General features: G+C 57.1%; 17 protein-coding genes. 14 read left to right on the plus strand and 3 right to left on the minus strand.

The genetic code is table 11. The annotated features are described in order from the left end of the window. Positions 1-38 precede the first annotated feature (38 nt). Entirely contained in the window at positions 39-773 is a 735-nt protein-coding gene (locus tag AC0V6N_RS05940; protein WP_486170668.1) for a class I SAM-dependent methyltransferase, read from the plus strand. On the opposite strand, the gene ppdK is transcribed toward AC0V6N_RS05940, so the two are convergent. The 3 genes from ppdK to AC0V6N_RS05955 all read right to left on the minus strand — a co-directional run bounded on the left by ppdK (position 770) and on the right by AC0V6N_RS05955 (position 6,654). Next, positions 770-3,448, minus strand: a complete 2,679-nt coding sequence (gene ppdK / locus AC0V6N_RS05945) for a pyruvate, phosphate dikinase (protein WP_486170669.1) — start codon at positions 3,446-3,448, stop codon at positions 770-772. The two genes, AC0V6N_RS05940 and ppdK, sit on opposite strands and share 4 nt — an antisense overlap. A 96-nt stretch (positions 3,449-3,544) precedes the next feature. Beyond that, positions 3,545-5,785: a glycine--tRNA ligase subunit beta gene (glyS, locus tag AC0V6N_RS05950; protein WP_486170670.1), complete on the minus strand. Its 2,241-nt coding sequence runs from the start codon at positions 5,783-5,785 to the stop codon at positions 3,545-3,547. Further along, on the minus strand, positions 5,785-6,654 hold the full coding sequence (locus tag AC0V6N_RS05955; protein WP_486172432.1) for a glycine--tRNA ligase subunit alpha: 870 nt from the start codon (positions 6,652-6,654) through the stop codon (positions 5,785-5,787). The genes glyS and AC0V6N_RS05955 overlap by 1 nt, the downstream gene beginning before the upstream one ends. A 296-nt stretch (positions 6,655-6,950) precedes the next feature. On the opposite strand from AC0V6N_RS05955, the gene AC0V6N_RS05960 reads away from it, so the two are divergent. The 13 genes from AC0V6N_RS05960 to ychF all read left to right on the plus strand — a co-directional run bounded on the left by AC0V6N_RS05960 (position 6,951) and on the right by ychF (position 16,135). Beyond that, positions 6,951-7,301 carry a UrcA family protein gene (locus AC0V6N_RS05960; protein ID WP_486170671.1) on the plus strand — a complete coding sequence of 117 codons (351 nt, stop codon included), beginning with the start codon at positions 6,951-6,953 and terminating at the stop codon, positions 7,299-7,301. 103 nt (positions 7,302-7,404) lie between these two features. Next, on the plus strand, positions 7,405-7,908 hold the full coding sequence (locus tag AC0V6N_RS05965; RefSeq protein ID WP_486170672.1) for a hypothetical protein: 504 nt from the start codon (positions 7,405-7,407) through the stop codon (positions 7,906-7,908). Beyond that, a complete protein-coding gene (locus AC0V6N_RS05970) occupies positions 7,905-8,303 on the plus strand; it encodes a hypothetical protein (RefSeq protein WP_486170673.1) in 399 nt (132 codons plus the stop codon). Before AC0V6N_RS05965 ends, AC0V6N_RS05970 begins: the two co-directional genes overlap by 4 nt. Continuing rightward, a complete protein-coding gene (locus AC0V6N_RS05975) occupies positions 8,300-8,782 on the plus strand; it encodes a hypothetical protein (protein WP_486170674.1) in 483 nt (160 codons plus the stop codon). The genes AC0V6N_RS05970 and AC0V6N_RS05975 overlap by 4 nt, the downstream gene beginning before the upstream one ends. Beyond that, a complete protein-coding gene (locus tag AC0V6N_RS05980; protein WP_486170675.1) occupies positions 8,779-8,976 on the plus strand; it encodes a helix-turn-helix transcriptional regulator in 198 nt (65 codons plus the stop codon). Before AC0V6N_RS05975 ends, AC0V6N_RS05980 begins: the two co-directional genes overlap by 4 nt. Then, positions 8,960-9,625, plus strand: a complete 666-nt coding sequence (locus AC0V6N_RS05985; protein ID WP_486170676.1) for a hypothetical protein — start codon at positions 8,960-8,962, stop codon at positions 9,623-9,625. The genes AC0V6N_RS05980 and AC0V6N_RS05985 overlap by 17 nt, the downstream gene beginning before the upstream one ends. Continuing rightward, positions 9,625-10,275 (plus strand): hypothetical protein, encoded by a 651-nt coding sequence (locus AC0V6N_RS05990; RefSeq protein ID WP_486170677.1) that lies wholly within the window; start codon positions 9,625-9,627, stop codon positions 10,273-10,275. Before AC0V6N_RS05985 ends, AC0V6N_RS05990 begins: the two co-directional genes overlap by 1 nt. Before the next feature lie 56 nt (positions 10,276-10,331). Then, on the plus strand, positions 10,332-11,261 hold the full coding sequence (locus AC0V6N_RS05995) for a TraB/GumN family protein (RefSeq protein ID WP_486170678.1): 930 nt from the start codon (positions 10,332-10,334) through the stop codon (positions 11,259-11,261). 10 nt (positions 11,262-11,271) lie between these two features. Continuing rightward, the gene (locus tag AC0V6N_RS06000; protein WP_486170679.1) at positions 11,272-12,168 is read left to right on the plus strand and encodes a TraB/GumN family protein; all 897 of its coding nucleotides are present in this window, start codon (positions 11,272-11,274) and stop codon (positions 12,166-12,168) included. Between the two features lie 112 nt (positions 12,169-12,280). Next, positions 12,281-12,952 carry a 50S ribosomal protein L25/general stress protein Ctc gene (locus AC0V6N_RS06005; RefSeq protein ID WP_486170680.1) on the plus strand — a complete coding sequence of 224 codons (672 nt, stop codon included), beginning with the start codon at positions 12,281-12,283 and terminating at the stop codon, positions 12,950-12,952. Between the two features lie 95 nt (positions 12,953-13,047). Beyond that, positions 13,048-13,620: an aminoacyl-tRNA hydrolase gene (pth, locus tag AC0V6N_RS06010; RefSeq protein ID WP_486170681.1), complete on the plus strand. Its 573-nt coding sequence runs from the start codon at positions 13,048-13,050 to the stop codon at positions 13,618-13,620. Positions 13,621-13,650: 30 nt separating this feature from the next. Further along, complete coding sequence (locus AC0V6N_RS06015; protein ID WP_486170682.1) at positions 13,651-14,643, plus strand: SDR family oxidoreductase; 993 nt, start codon at positions 13,651-13,653, stop codon at positions 14,641-14,643. Between the two features lie 391 nt (positions 14,644-15,034). Further along, entirely contained in the window at positions 15,035-16,135 is a 1,101-nt protein-coding gene (gene ychF, locus AC0V6N_RS06020; protein WP_486170683.1) for a redox-regulated ATPase YchF, read from the plus strand. Positions 16,136-16,180: the final 45 nt, after the last annotated feature.

Genomic DNA, 16,180 nt, shown 5'->3' on the forward strand with positions numbered 1-16,180 from the left:
TTGCACTCGCGAAGCAAGCGCGGCAGTGCGTTTTGACCATGACGACAGGCATCCCCCGCATCTTCGACCGAAACCGAGCAGCAGCCAAATGGACCCGCGCTCGCTCGCGTCAGCACAATGGCGGTGCATCCTATCTCTCACAGACAATGGCGGATGATATTGCCGAACGCCTCGATTTTATGCGGATCGAGGTGGAACAAGCTTTGGTTGTCGGGGACGAGCTGGTCTTCGAGTCTATCAAGCTAGACGCTGACCACGCCCTGCTTGGAGAGCATGATGAAGAGCAGCCCGGCAAGGCAGCGCATTACGATTTGTATGTGCACTTGCTTGGCCTTGGAATGGTGAACGACCTGCCCGGTGCGCTCATCCATGCTCGCAATGCGCTTAAGGACGGCGGCCTGTTTGTCGCCGCCTTTCCGGGCGCAGGCAGCTTGCCAGCACTACGCCAGATTTCATTGACTGCCGATGGAGAGAGGCCAGCGGCGCGCATCCATCCTCAGGTCGACAACCGTGCGGGAACGGCCCTGCTCGAACGAGCTGGCTTTTCCCGCCAAGTGGTCGATGCCTATCCGATCAACGTGCGCTATTCCTCGCTCCAGACCATGATCAACGACCTGCGCGATCACGGCCTGACCTCCTCGCTCGCCAGCCCGGCATCACTCTTGAACAGAGCTTGGTTAGAGCGCGCGAAGGCGGCGTTCGACGACATGCGCGAGGACAATGGCAAGGTCACCGAGACCTTTGAAGTGCTCGTCCTCACAGGGTGGCGTTAGTCCGTCAATCCGGCCTGCGCTGCTGCCAGTCGGGCAATTGGGACGCGATAGGGTGAGGCACTGACATAATCGAGGCCAACCTGTTCGCAGAAAGCGATACTTGCCGGATCACCGCCGTGCTCTCCGCAAATGCCAAGCTTGATGTCATTGCGGGTAGCTCGGCCTCGCTCGGCTGCAAGCTCAACCAACTGACCAACACCATCCACATCGAGGCTGACGAACGGATCGCGCGGGAAGATGCCTTTCTCAACGTATGGAGCAAGGAACCGAGCCGAATCGTCACGGCTCACACCTAGGGTGGTCTGTGTCAGGTCATTGGTGCCAAAGCTGAAGAACGCGCCCTCATGCGCGATTTCTCCAGCCATCAACGCCGCGCGAGGAAGCTCGATCATGGTGCCAACGAGGTAGTCCACTCTCGCGCCCTTCTCAGCGAAAACCTCCTCAGCCACGCGGTCCACCAGAGCGCGCAGGATCGCCAGCTCTTTGCGGGTTGCGACCAGCGGGATCATCACCTCGGGCAATGGCGCTTCGCCTGATGCTGCTTGAACATCGCAAGCAGCTTCGAAGATGGCGCGCGCCTGCATCTCATAGATCTCTGGGTAGGTGATCCCGAGACGACAGCCCCGGTGCCCCAGCATTGGGTTGAACTCGTGCAGCTCATCAGCACGGCGTTTGAGGTGATCGACGCCCAGCCCTGTTGCATCGGCGAGATCGGCGAATTCCTCATCGCGCGTTGGTAGGAACTCGTGGAGCGGTGGGTCGAGCAGACGGATTGTGCATGGCAGACCCGCCATCACTTCGAAGATTGCCGTAAAGTCAGCGCGCTGTTCTGGGAGCAATTGCTTCAAAGCTCCGCGCCGTCCGGCCTCGTCTTCGGCAAGGATCATCTGACGCACTGCGCTGATGCGGGATGCGTCGAAGAACATGTGCTCTGTGCGGCACAGCCCGATCCCCTCTGCGCCAAACTGACGCGCCATTTTGCAGTCCGCTGGCGTCTCCGCATTGGTGCGCACGCGCATCCGGCGCAGCTCGTCCGCCCACCCCATCAGAGTGCCAAAGTCACCCACCAGCTCAGGCTCAACGGTCGGTACGATGCCCAGCATCACTTGACCGTTTGCACCGTCCAGCGTGATCTCATCGCCTTCCTTCAGTTCAAAGTCGCCAATGCGTAAGGTGCGGTCATCGCGGTCGATTGAGACAGCACTCGCACCCGAGACGCATGGTCGGCCCATGCCGCGCGCCACCACGGCTGCGTGGCTGGTCATGCCGCCGCGCGCAGTCAGGATGCCCTGCGCTGCGTGCATGCCGTGGATGTCTTCGGGTGAGGTCTCCACGCGCACCAGAATCACCTTGTCCCCGCGCCCTGCCCATTGCTCGGCCGTGTCCGCATCAAGCACGATCTTACCCGCAGCCGCTCCCGGCGAAGCTGGCAGGCCTGTGGTCAGCACGTTGCGCGCTGCTTCTGGATCAAGCGTTGGGTGCAGCAGTTGATCGAGCGCCATTGGATCAACCCGCTTCACCGCCTCACGCTTGCTGATCAGCTCTTCGCCCACCATGTCGACCGCCATCTTGAGCGCCGCCTTTGCGGTACGCTTGCCAGAGCGGGTTTGCAGCATCCACAGCTTGCCGCGCTCTACGGTAAACTCGATGTCCTGCATGTCGCGATAGTGACCTTCGAGCAGGTCGAACACGCGCGCCAGCTCACCGTAAGCCTCTGGCATTGCCTCTTCCATGGAGAGCGGCTTTGCACCAGCAGCTTCGCGAGCGGCTTTGGTGAGGTACTGCGGTGTGCGTATGCCCGCGACCACGTCTTCGCCCTGCGCGTTGATCAGGTACTCACCGTAATACGCGCGTTCGCCTGTGGCTGGATCGCGGGTGAAGGCGACGCCTGTGGCAGACGTCTCACCCATATTGCCGAACACCATCGCCTGAACATTGACCGCGGTGCCCCAGTCTGCGGGGATGTCGTTGAGGCGGCGATAGACCTTCGCCCGGTCGCTATCCCAGCTGTCGAACACAGCCGCAATCGCGCCCCATAGCTGCTCGGTCACATCCTGTGGGAACGGCTTGCCCCATTCGGCTTCGACGATGCCTTTGAACTCGGTGACAAGCGCCTTCCAGTCATCCGCCGACAGCTCCGTGTCAGCGTAGAAGCCATTGTCTTCCTTGGTGATCTCCAGCGCTTCCTCGAACAGGCCGTGGTCGAGGCCCAGCACCACATCGGAGTACATCTGGATGAAGCGGCGGTAGCTGTCCCACGCAAAGCGCTCATCGCCGCTTGTCGCCGCCAGCCCCTCAACTGTCGCATCGTTGAGACCGAGGTTGAGCACTGTGTCCATCATGCCCGGCATCGACACACGCGCGCCTGAGCGGACGGAGACCAGCAGCGGATCGATGGCATCGCCAAAGCGCTTACCAACGGACGCTTCGATATGCTCCAACGCCTTTGCCACATTGCCGCGCAGCGCATCGCCGAAGTCCGCGCCCTCAGCCAAGTAGCGCACGCATTCCTCGGTCGTGATCGTGAAGCCGGGAGGCACAGGCAAGCCGATGCTCGCCATCTCAGCCAAGTTCGCGCCCTTGCCGCCGGTGACGGTCTTGTCGCCTTGCCGCGCCCGTTCCTTGGGATCGCTGTGAGCGGCGTTTCCGCCAAATGGGTAGACTGTGTTGGTCATGCAGTTTCTACTCGCTTCATCGCAACTGAGGGGCACTTGGACCGCATGTTACACGGTCCTAGCGAAGAAAAGTGTGGGCGGGCTCGGGGCGTCAAATCACCCTTCAATCCGGCTGAAATCAGCAACGTTTCCGACCGCGCCCGTAAAGCGCGCCAGCAGATTGAGGCGAGCCTCACGCTTGGCTGGATCATCGTCATTGACCGTCACATCCTCGAAAAAGGCATCAATAGGCGCTCGCAAGGTCGCCAGCGCCGCCATCGCATCCTCAAACCGCTCTTCGGATACGGCAGACGCCGCTTTGGGCGCTGCGTCGGAAAGAGCATCAATGAGTACCTTTTCGGCTGTTTCGGGCGTGTAGGAAACCGATTTACCATCGGGGTTTTCTGGCGCGCTCCATTCCTCTTTCTTGAGGATATTTGCCGCGCGCTTGTAGCCTGCGAGTAGGTTGGTGCCGTTATCGGTTTCGATGAAGCCTTGAAGGGCTTTCACTCGGGCGAGGAGACGGACTAGGTCGTCCTCTCCGCCAAGCGCGAACACCGCGTCGATCAGGTCGTGACGAACACCCGCTTCGCGTTGTTGGACTTTGAGGCGATCAGCGAAGAAATCCATAAGTGTAGCAACGGCAGGCTCCGCTAACCGCTCGTGCAGACCTTCAATGAAATCTCTTTCTCGCAGACCGCCCTCGATTTCTCGATAGAGCGCATCGGCGTCTTTTGCGTCCAAACCGACGCCTAACTTCTCCGCTGCACGAAGATACTCTTTGTACTCACCGAGCTTCGCGAGCGAATATACACGACCTAGAAAGACCGCCATTGGCACGTTGAGAGGCAACGTAAGGCCAACCCGCAACTGACACGCTTCAAGTGTTCTCAAAACACCAAGCGCAGCACGTCGAAGCGCGAATGGATCTTTGGAACCGGAAGGTGGCATACCTGCCAAGAAGAACATCGCCAACGTATCCAACTTATCCGCCAGCGAAACCGCCACCGTCACCGGAGCAGTCGGCACATCATCGCCCTGCCCGACCGGCTTGTAGTGATCGCGGATCGCCTCTGAGACTTCTTGTGGCAGGCCTTCTTTCGCGGCGTAATATCCGCCCATCAGGCCTTGCAATTCGGGGAATTCGCCAACCATCTCGGTGACGAGGTCAGCCTTACACAAACGCGCAGCTTGTTCGGCCAAGTCAGGATCGCCTTTTACGATCCCCTGTTCACACAACCACCGCGCCAGCTTCGCCACGCGGTCAACCTTATCAGCAACCGTACCAAGCTTCTCATGGAAGGTAATCCGCTCCAGGCCCTTGGCGTGCTCAGCGAGGGTTTTCTTCTGATCCAGCTCCCAGAAGAAGCGCGCATCGGAAAGCCTTGCGGCGAGGACTTTGCGGTTGCCATCGACCACCACGGCAGGGTCTTCGGCAGCGATGTTGGCGGTGCAGATAAAGGCGTTGGCGAGTGACGTGGTGCCGTCGGGCGCGCGCTCTTCGCAGACGAAGTATTTTTGATTCACCCGCGCGGTGAGCTGAATTGTCTCGGGCGGCACGTCGAGGAAATCATCCTCAAACCGGCCAAGCAGCGGCACCGGCCATTCGGTCAAGCCCGCATTCTCAACCACCAGACCTTCGTCTTCAACGACGGTCAGCCCCACGGCTTTCGCGGCCTTGCGAGCACCCTCGCGGATAATCCCCGCGCGCTCTTCATGGTCAACCAGCACCGATGCTGCGCGCAGCTTCTCGGCATAGTCATCAGCGTTCGCGATCTCGATATCGCCGGTTGAGTGGAAGCGGTGGCCCTTGGTCGTGCGCCCACTGGCCAGACCATCGGTAACACATGGCACGACTTCGCCATCAAGCAGCGCGACAATGCCAGACAATGGGCGAACCCAGCGCGTGCTTTCACTGCTGATAGAGGCATCGCCCCAGCGCATGCTCTTCGGCCAAGAGAAGTCGCGAATGATCACCGGGATCGCGGCAGTGAGCAGGTCGGCAACCGCCTGACCCGGCTTCTCAATCACCGCAAAGTAGGTCGCCCTGCCCTTTACCTCGCGTTCTTCAAGTTGCTCGCGCGCCACGCCATTCTTGCGGCAGAAGCCATCAACCGCTTGATCGGGAGCGCCCACGGGTGGCCCCTTGGCCTCGTCATGCACAGCCTCAGTCTCAAGCGGCAAATCGCGCGCAATCAAAGCAAGCCGGCGCGGGGTCGACCAGATGGTGAGGTCGCCAACCGCAACGCCAGAGGCATCTAATTCGCGGCGGAACAGCTTTTCCAGCTCAACGCGCGCGCCTTTTTGCATGCGCGCAGGGATTTCTTCGCAGCGCAGTTCAAGGAGGAAATCAGCCATTAGACGAGGCTCCATTCCGGGTAGTCTTTAGCCCATTGCGGTGCCATCAGCTCGGCATATTTCTCGCAAGACCCACGCGCCAGATCGCGCACGCGGCCCATATAGCTCGCGCGTTCCTGCACGCTGATCACGCCGCGCGCTTGGAGAAGGTTGAAGATGTGGCTCGCCTCAATCGCCTGCTCGTAGGCCGCAATCGGTACGTCATTGGCGAGTGCGTTTTGACACTCCGCCTCTGCCTTGGTGAACAGGTCGAATAGAGCGTCGGTATCCGCGACCTCAAAGTTCCACTTCGACATCTGCTTTTCGTTTTCGAGAAAGACCTCTCCATACGAAACGCCGTGCTGGTTGAATGCGAGGTCGTACACGCTGTCGACGCCTTGGATATACATGGCCAAACGCTCAAGCCCGTAGGTGAGTTCGCCCGCGACCGGTTTGCAATCAAAGCCGCCCATTTGCTGGAAATAGGTGAACTGGGTGACTTCCATCCCGTCGCACCAGACCTCCCAGCCCAGCCCCCATGCGCCGAGTGTCGGCGATTCCCAGTCGTCCTCGACAAAGCGAATGTCGTGTTTGAGCGGGTCGATGCCGATGGCTTTGAGGCTGTCGAGATACAGCTCTTGGATATCGCTAGGGCTTGGCTTCAGGATGACCTGATATTGGTAATAGTGCTGGAGCCGGTTGGGGTTTTCACCATAGCGCCCATCTGTCGGGCGGCGGCAAGGCTGCACAAAGGCCGCATTCCAAGGCTCTGGCCCAAGCGCGCGCAAAGTCGTCGCAGTGTGAAACGTGCCTGCGCCCATGCGCATATCATATGGTTGCAGGATCACGCAGCCATTGGCCGCCCAGAAATCATGCAGCGTCAGGATCATGTCCTGGAAAGAACGTTTGGGATCGCGCTCGATTCTCGGAGTCGTTTGCAGCTCGGTTTCCATGCCGCAGGCCAATGGCTGATGCCCCTTAAAGCGTCAATGGTGCAGCGCAACAAGCGCCCTTCTCCACACGTGAAATGCCCGGATTTCTGCGGTTTTGGTCACCTTCTCCTGACGAAATGTCAGGTCATGTTGACATTGTCAGCGAATCGCTACATAAAGTAAGGGCAACCTGACATATCGGAAGGTTCACAAGACAAAATTCGTTCAACTCTTCCTCCCCAGGAGAATTCAAAATGCGTATTATCTCACTTATCGCCGCCTCAGCTGCTTTGATCGCTACCCCTGCAATCGCATCCGACAATGCAAGCAACGACTTCACCGTCAGCGTCGAGCACAAGGACATTGACCTTTCTACGCAAGAGGGTGTTTCCCGCCTGGATGAACGCGTTCGCACTCGCATCCGTCAAATGTGCAACACCGGCAGCCGCGATGGCGCTTCGATCCGGGCAGAGCGTCAATGTCGGGCAACAGCCTTCGCCAGCGCCGAAAGCGCAATCCGCCTAGCCGTTGCCGAAGCCAATGCTGACCGCGTGCGCCTTGCCGCTAACCCCGCAGCTGACGGCGCCAACACTCCAGGCGCCTAAGGCTCACTCCGCCCTCGCCCCTGCACCAACCCCGAAAAGGCGCAGGCAAGCGAGGGCGGCACCCCCTATAACAGTTTTCGTCACAATAACGGGATCATTGAAAGTGACCATCGACCGCCAAAAACAAGTCGACCGATATCTTAATGTCACCAATCTTGGTACGGCAGCGGTATTGCTCTCTTTTCTTATTTTCCTGCCTATCGGAGGTCAGGATAAAGATTGGATCGAGCAATTGGACACGCCGACACTATTTCTAATTTTCTTCATCATGCTCGCAATTTTCATCAGCGAGGCTTTCGCGGTTTTCTACGTCTTCTTGCGGCGTAAGACTGACGAATACACCCATTCAATGTGGCATAGCGGAACCACTTTTGCGTTCTTTGCTGCAATGATCTGGCTTATCGTTGCGCCATGGGTTGAAGCAACGTTCGTTGGCATTGAAGTGTATGAAATAGCATCAGTCGATCCTGAGGCGGATGTTGAGGCTTACGACATCACTAAGGAATGGGGGTTCGAGAATGGTGTGGTGAATACGCTCGCGACCCCGATCATCCTCAGCGCGTTTTTCATCGGTATGCAGATTAAGCGTTTCAGAGGGGGCCTATGATGAACAAAGCCACCATCTTTTTGAACGCAGGCTGGGTTGGACTTGCCGGGATTGGCGTCTTCCTGCTGAGCGCGTTTGATGTCGTTCCAGCATCAGTCTCAATAGCGGCTGGTTTGCTCGCGGTTGCAGCCTGTTGGGCCATGTTGTTCACCCGCAATGCCGATGAATACACCCGCGAATTGTGGACAGCTGGTGCAAGCACCGCCTTCGCCATCATGCTCATCCTGTTTCTATCGATCCCGTTTTTTGAAGGGGTCTATGACGGGTACAATGACGCCCGAAATGGCACGGACACAGCAGAACAAGACATTCCCGCAATCCTTACCATCGCATCCGCGATTGCCGGATTTTACATCGGGTTGTTCTGGAAACGGGTTCTTGGAGCAGGCGCATGAATAAGAGCACCGCCACCAAAGACCCGCTGCGTTACCGCGCTTATTTTTGGCTCATGGACCTTGTGACGATCACGCTTGCGTGCGTCCTAGCCTCTGGTCTCTTTTATCTAGCGACAGGGATTTCGTATCTCGACCTACAAGAGCCGTTGGTGACGATTATCGCGTCAATTATGAATGTCATTTGCACATTGATCCCGGCATTCCTCATTGTCGCCAGCCCTTTGCGAGATGAATATGCCGAGCTTTTATGGAAACGCACAGTTGGCAATCTGGTTTGGGTCATCACGATCCTGCCAATCATCGTCTTTATCGGGCTTTGGATTGCCTATGCTATAATTGGAGGCGACACACGCCCTGACGCTCTCGCTTGGTTGTATGATGATGCATCGCCTGTGATGGTGATGGTTGAGGGTTGGACCATTTTTGTCATGCTGTTTGTCCTCATTTTCCAGTTCAATCGCTGGCGAGATTCGCGATGAAAAATCGCCTCAAAGTCCTGCGCGCTGAACGCGATTGGAGCCAGGCTGAACTGGCGCTCCAACTCGATGTGTCACGTCAGGCTGTGAATGCCATTGAAACTGGCAAGCACGACCCCTCGCTCCCCCTCGCATTCCGCATTTCGCGCCTGTTTGAGATGCCCATTGAAGAGATTTTCCATGATGAAAACAGCTGAGAGACAAACAATGGTCGATGATGCAGAGCCAACGAAATTGCAGCAATTGGGGTCATTCTTGCTCCCGATCACCTGCTTTGCGGTTGGCTTGGGACTGCTATTTGGCGGCATCGGGGTCGCATCCAATGCTATAGGCCGCGATGGTCTGACATCCACACCGGCACTGAGCGGCATTGCGATATCAGCATTGGGTATAGCGGTCGTGGTTCTGGCCTTTCGCAAATGGCCAACATTGCGCGTCGGCGATCCTGACACGCCTCGAACTCGCCGCTTAAGCATCGTCATGATCGCGCTGATCGCAATATCATGCATCCTCTCCATGCTATTTGCGATAGGCGATGGTGAAGCGCGCACAGTGGAACTGTTCTCAAACGCGCCGCTTCCCACCACTATTGCTATCGCGGCTGCGGTGCTCTGGCTGCTGGGAATTCCGGCGCTGGCTTACTTTTCACGCCGCAATGCGGACGAAGTTGATCTGCAATATCAGAAGTTTGGCGAGAGTGTTGGATTTCAATTCTTGGGCGTCGTCACACCCGTTTGGTGGGTGGCGTGGCGCGGCGACTTTGCCCCTCAACCTGATGTCATGATCCTGTTTGTTTCAGTCCTGGCGGTCAGCGTCGTTGCCAATCTAATACGGAGGGCCGCATAATGCCTTACGAAATGAAAATGGACGATGTCAGCGACGGCCCGAACTATGGACGTATGGCAAAGATCGGCCTGGGAACGGCCCTTTATCTGGCCGGCCTGGGAACAATTATCGGATCAGAAACACAGGCGTTTCAACAACTCAGCGACGGTGTGCAACTCACCGCCACTTTGGTTGGAGCGATCCTGGTCATCACGATCACATTCCTTTGGATGAAAGAACTTGGTTTGGGATCAAGCAAAGGTGAACCTGTCGCCCCGAGCACAAAGCGCTCGCGCATCATCTTGCTATTATCGGGTGTACTGGGCGCAGCGATGGCGCTTTTATTCTACGCCTTGCAAGATGGCGGTGTGGGAGAGGTTGAACTGTTCAGCAACGCTCCCATCGCCCCATCACTCGCTATTGGTCTGAGTGTCCTTTTTGTCGTCGGCATGGGCTATTCTTCTTTCCAATGGGAGAAAACCACGGACGAACATGAACGCGCTGCGGTCGGTACCGGCCTTTATGCAGCCGTCGCTTTCTACACCGTTGCAACGCCAGTTTGGTGGATGGCGCAGCGTGCATCGTTGCTGCCTGAACAAGATCCAATGATCATGTTCGTGCTCGTCATGGCGGTGATGTCAGCGGCCTGGACATACAAACGCGGCGCATGACCCATTCAAATTTCATCAACAATACCAATCTTACACTCAACCCAATGGAGAGAAATATGAAAACCCTCATGAAAACCCTGCCTGTATCGGTTGCCGCCATTGCCCTTCTCGCAAGCCAACCTGCCTTTGCAGAGGCCCATGAAGAGGCAGCACCCGCAGTCGAACAGGTTCTGCCCAGCGGTCCTGAAGGCCCTGCCCTTTGGAAAGTCGCTGACGAAGACACCACAATCTATCTGTTCGGCACAGTTCACGCGCTCGACCCCAGCGTCGTTTGGTATGATGCAGAGATTGATACGGCGCTGAAGGCATCTGACACGGTCGTGACCGAGATCATGATGGACCCATCCAGCGAAGCGGCGATGCAGCAAATGGCCATGCAGCGCGCAGTCTTTACCGATGGCACGACGCTTCGTTCGCTGCTTAATGAAGAGCAAACAGTCGCTTATGAGGCGGCTTTGACAAAACTTGGTGTGCCTGCCGCTGGCCTCGACATGTTTGAACCATGGATGGCTGGCCTGACTTTGAGCGTCCTTCCGCTCATGCAGCAGGGTTATGATCCCAATGCAGGCGTCGACAAAGTGATCCTTTCAAAAGCTGGCGATACGCCGACAGCAGCGCTTGAAACCGCAGAATTTCAGCTCGGTATTTTTGATGGTCTGCCGCAGGATCAGCAGGTCGAATTCCTGATGGCCGCTGTCGAAGGCGTGGATGAGGTCAAGGAAATGCTCGATTCCATGGTGGCTGAATGGGTCGCAGGTGATGCTGAAGGCCTCGCCGCGATCATGAATGAAAGCCTGGAAGAAGGCGATTTTGCCGACGCCCTGCTTTATGAGCGCAATGCAAACTGGGCTGAGTGGATTGACACCCGGCTCGACAACACGCCGGGCACGGTTTTTATCGCTGTAGGCGCCGGTCATCTTGCAGGCGAAAAGAGCGTGCAAGACTATCTGGCAGAGCGCGATATTGAGACGACCCGCGTCCAATAATCGCTCCAAAGTGATCCGTAATCTAACACTACTGTTTGCCGCCATAGCCTCACTGGCTGTGGCGGCTTGCAGTTCTGAGGCGGAGAACGATGTTTTGGAGGGCGCAAACCAGCCCAGCCCTCTGCTTTATGAAATTGCCGATGCAAATGGCGAAGTGAGAGGGTGGATGCTGGGCACGATCCATGCCCTACCCGACAATACCGATTGGCAGACGCCGGAAATCGACCGTGTTATTGGCAATGCTGACAGCCTGATTGTCGAAATCGCCGATCTGGATGACGCGGATATCGCGCAAACCTTCGTCAGCCTCGCGACCACGCCCGATCTTGGCCCCCTAAGCCTGCGCGTCTCGCGTAATCTGAGGGCCCCGCTCGATGAGATGGTCGAGCTATCCGATATTCCCCACTCCAGTTTTCACGACACCGAAACCTGGGCATCGGCTATCCTGCTCGCCCGTGTGGGAGCGGTTGGTGATCCCCGTAATGGGGTCGACAAAAGCGTCATCGCGCAGTTCGATGGAAAACCCGTCCTGGGCCTTGAAAGCGCCGCCCAACAGCTGGGTATCTTCGATGCTTTGCGTGCCGATGATCAGCGCGAATTGCTCGAAGGGACGATCGAAGAGTGGATGGCTTCACGTGACAACCCCGGAAAGCTGACCCGTGCATGGCTGAGCGGTGATGAGGCTGCCTTGCTGGAGACTACACGCAGCGGCATCATGGAAGACCCTGAAATCCGCGATGCTTTGCTGGTGAACCGCAATATGGCTTGGCTTCCGGTCATCCAGAACAAGCTTGCCGCCGGTGATCGCCCGCTTATCGCGGTGGGCACGGCGCACCTGATTGGCCCTGATGGGTTGGAAACTATGCTCGAGGCAGAAGGCTACACCGTCACTCGTCTGGCGAATTAGAAGTTGCCTTTTTGACCAATACCGCTATTTGCCCGCGCTTCGGCGCTCTGGTCATCCCTGGAGGCGGGGCGCGCGATGCAACCTATCAATACGCTTTCGAAAGGCTTTATATATGAGCGACGCTCTTACACTGCCGGCCGAACGCCGCGAACGGGCTGGCAAGGGAGCCTCCCGAGCACTTCGCCGCGAAGGTCGAGTTCCTGCTGTTATTTATGGCGGCAAGGAAGAACCCATCACGATCCATGTTGAGGAGAAAGAACTCACCCGTCAGTTGATGACCGGCCAGTTCATGAACTCAATCGTGCAGATCGAAGTTGGCAAGGACACCGTCCGCGCCATTCCCAAAGATGTCGCTCTGCATCCGGTAACAGACCGCCCAACCCACGCCGATTTCTTCCGCCTCGCAAAGGGCGGCAAGATCGAAGTCAGCGTGCCAGTGGTCTTCACCAACGAAGAAGAATCACCCGGCCTCAAGAAGGGCGGCGTTCTCAACGTGGTGCGTCACGACCTGGAACTGGTCTGCGAAAACGACAAAATCCCTGGCGAGATCGAAATCGACGTCACCGGCAAGGAAGTTGGCGATTCGATCCATATCAGCGAAGTGAACCTGCCAGCAGGCAGCGAGAGCGCGATCACCGATCGTGACTTCACCATCGCAACGCTGGTTGCTCCGTCCGCGCTCAAGAAGAGTGAAGAGGAAGAGACCGAAGGCGAAGAAGTGGCAGCTGATGAAGTGGAAGCCACCGCTCAGAAGAGTGACGAGGAAGAAGGCGGCGAAGAGTAAGCCCCTCTCTCTCATTTGCGAGAAATCACCAAGACACCGGGCTGGGAAACCAGTCCGGTGTTTTGTTTTGAATGAAGCACGATTAAAGGGCGACCATGCAGATTTGGACAGGCCTTGGAAATCCCGGACCGCGTTACGCGCTTCACCGGCATAATGTCGGCTTTATGGCGCTTGACGTGATCGCTGACATGCATGGCTTTGGGCCGGTGCAAAAGAAGTTTCAGGGCTGGGTTCAAGAGGGCCGCATCGGGACGCAAAAGGTGCTGCTGCTAAAGCCTGCGACTTTCATGAACGAAAGCGGCCGCGCGGTTAGCGAGGCGATGCGTTTCTACAAGCTGGAAACCGATGCGCTCACCGTCTTTCATGACGAGCTCGACTTGGCTCCCTTCAAAGTGAAGGTAAAGCAAGGCGGCGGCCATGCAGGTCACAATGGGTTACGCTCGATCGACCAGCATTTGGGCGCGGATTTCCGCCGTGTTCGCATTGGCATTGGCCATCCGGGGCACAAGGACCGCGTTCACGGCCACGTGTTGGGCAATTATGCCAAGGTTGAACAAGACGATCTTGCCACGATGCTTGGCGCGGTGGGTGCAGAGGCCGGTTGGCTTGCACAGGGAAATGACCCCCGCTTTATGAGCGATGTGGCATTGCGCCAGCAGGACGGCTAAGCTCGGCTCCAAGTTAAAGGAGCCCCCACAATGTCTCAGATCAATCGCCGTACTCTTCTTGCAGGTGCAGCTGCCACAGGTGCGCTGGCCGCAGCCGCGCATGTTGCTGCTGAAGACATCATTTCAGCAGACCCTGATATGTCGGGCAAAAGCATCCTGATCACCGGCTGCTCGACCGGGTTCGGCAGGCTGGCAGCAGAAGACTACGCCCGCAAAGGCGCAAAGGTCTTCGCAACAATGCGCAACCTGCCGCGCACGGAGGCGACTGAACTCGAACAACTCGCCAAGGATGAGGAACTAGATCTCACCGTTATCGAGATTGACGTCCTTTCCGATGAACAGGTCGAAGCTGGTGTCGCCCGCGCATTGGAACTCTCCGATGGCAAGATTGATGTCCTGATCAACAATGCCGGCATCTCTTATGCAGGCCCCATCGAAATTCAGGACATGGAAGCAACGCAGCACATTTTTGACACCAATGTGTTCGGTCCCCAGCGCATGATCCGCGCTGTCCTCCCATCCATGCGCGCTGCGCAAAGCGGGCAGATCTTCAACGTATCTTCTCAACTTGGCCGCGTAATCGTGCCTGCCTTTGGCATGTATTCGCCCAGCAAATTTGCGATTGAAGCGCTGAGCGAAAGCCTCGCCTATGAGCTGGTCCCGCACGGCATTGAGGTCACAATTATTCAACCAGGTGGCTATCCCACCAATATCTGGCGCAATGCCAATACCAATACGCTCAATCTGATTGGCCGGGCCGAAGAAAAGCACACCAATGGCTACGCTGCTCTGATCGAAGGGCTTGGTCAGCGCTCTGGAGGAGGGTCAACCGATCCGATGGATGTGCCCAACGCCATGGCCGAGATTATGGCCATGCCAGCAGGCACGCGCCCCTTGCGACGCGCCGTGCATCCGGGCCTGAAACCGCAACTGGCAATCAACGAAGCGTCTGCTCAGGCGCAAATCGGATGGCTGGGCGAAAGCCCCTATGGGGCGTGGATCAAAGCGGTTCACAACGCATAAGGCCGTATGAATTTGCAGGGCAGAGCCACTTGGTCACACTTGGCTTTGCCCTGCCCCAATCAGGGACAGGGACATTACGTAACAGGACGCGCGCATCATTCTTATGTAAACAGCTGTTTAACCCTAATGCGGGTTTGGTTAGGTCTGGGATCACAGGAAAATGCGCTCTTTCAACATCTTCCACGCACTCATAGTGTTGATCGCGATTGGTATTGCTGCACAGCCGATCCACGCATTCTGATACAGCGTTTCAAAGTTAGGGTGCGCCTTCTCTAAGCGGTTCGGGAATGCGTGCCCTTTTTTGTGCCCACACCCCGCCCGCTCTGGCCAAGCGTTGATGCCCCCGCTAAGGCGCGCTCTCATTATTCACCACGTGACAAAAGAGTGATCCATGGGTTTCAAATGCGGGATTGTGGGCCTGCCCAATGTTGGCAAGTCCACCCTTTTCAATGCCCTTACCGAGACGCAGGCCGCACAGGCTGCAAATTATCCGTTCTGCACGATTGAGCCGAATGTCGGCCAGGTCGCGGTTCCGGATGAGCGTTTGGACAAGATCGCCGCCATTGCGAACAGCGCAAAGGTGATCGCGACCCAGCTTGCCTTTGTGGACATCGCAGGCCTTGTGAAAGGTGCCAGCCAAGGCGAGGGATTGGGCAACCAGTTCCTCGGCAATATTCGCGAAGTCGATGCGATTGTGCATGTGCTGCGCTGTTTTGAAGATGACGATATTCAGCACGTCTCCAACAAGGTCGATCCGCTTGCGGACGCAGAAGTTGTCGAGACCGAATTGATGCTGGCAGACCTCGAAAGCCTCGAAAAGCGTGTTCCTAATGCGGAAAAGCGCGGCAAGGCTGGCGATAAAGAAGCCAAGGCGCTTGCCAGCGTGCTGGGTCAAGCGCTGGAGCTGCTCAAAGACGGCAAGCCTGCCCGTTTGATCGAACCAAAAGATGACGAGGAAGCGCGCCTATTCGAACAAGCGCAGCTGCTAACCGCAAAGCCAGTTCTCTATGTCTGCAATGTCGCCGAAGACGAAGCGGCAAGCGGCAACGATTTGTCCGAGCAAGTCTTTGCCAAGGCGAAGGAAGAGGGCGCGCAGGCCGTGGTGGTATCCGCCGCGATCGAAGCGGAGCTGATTACCATGCCAATGGAAGATCGCGCCGAATACCTCACCGAACTGGGCTTGGATGAAAGCGGCCTCGCCCGCGTGATCCGCGCTGGATACACCTTGCTCGGCCTCAAAACCTTCTTCACCGCCGGTCCCAAAGAAGCGCGCGCATGGACTTTTCCCGATGGGGCGAAGGCCCCACAAGCGGCAGGCGAGATCCACTCAGACTTCGAAAAAGGCTTCATCCGCGCAGAGACAATTGCGTATGACGACTATATCGACCTGAACGGTGAAGCCGGCGCGAAAGAAGCGGGCAAAATGCGCCAAGAAGGCAAGGATTACGACGTGCAGGACGGGGACGTGCTGCTGTTTAAATTCAACGTCTAAAGCTTCGAATTTCGAGAAAATCACAACTGAATTGATCTACATCAA

The sequence above is a fragment of the Erythrobacter sp. S57(2025) genome, assembly GCF_057365055.1.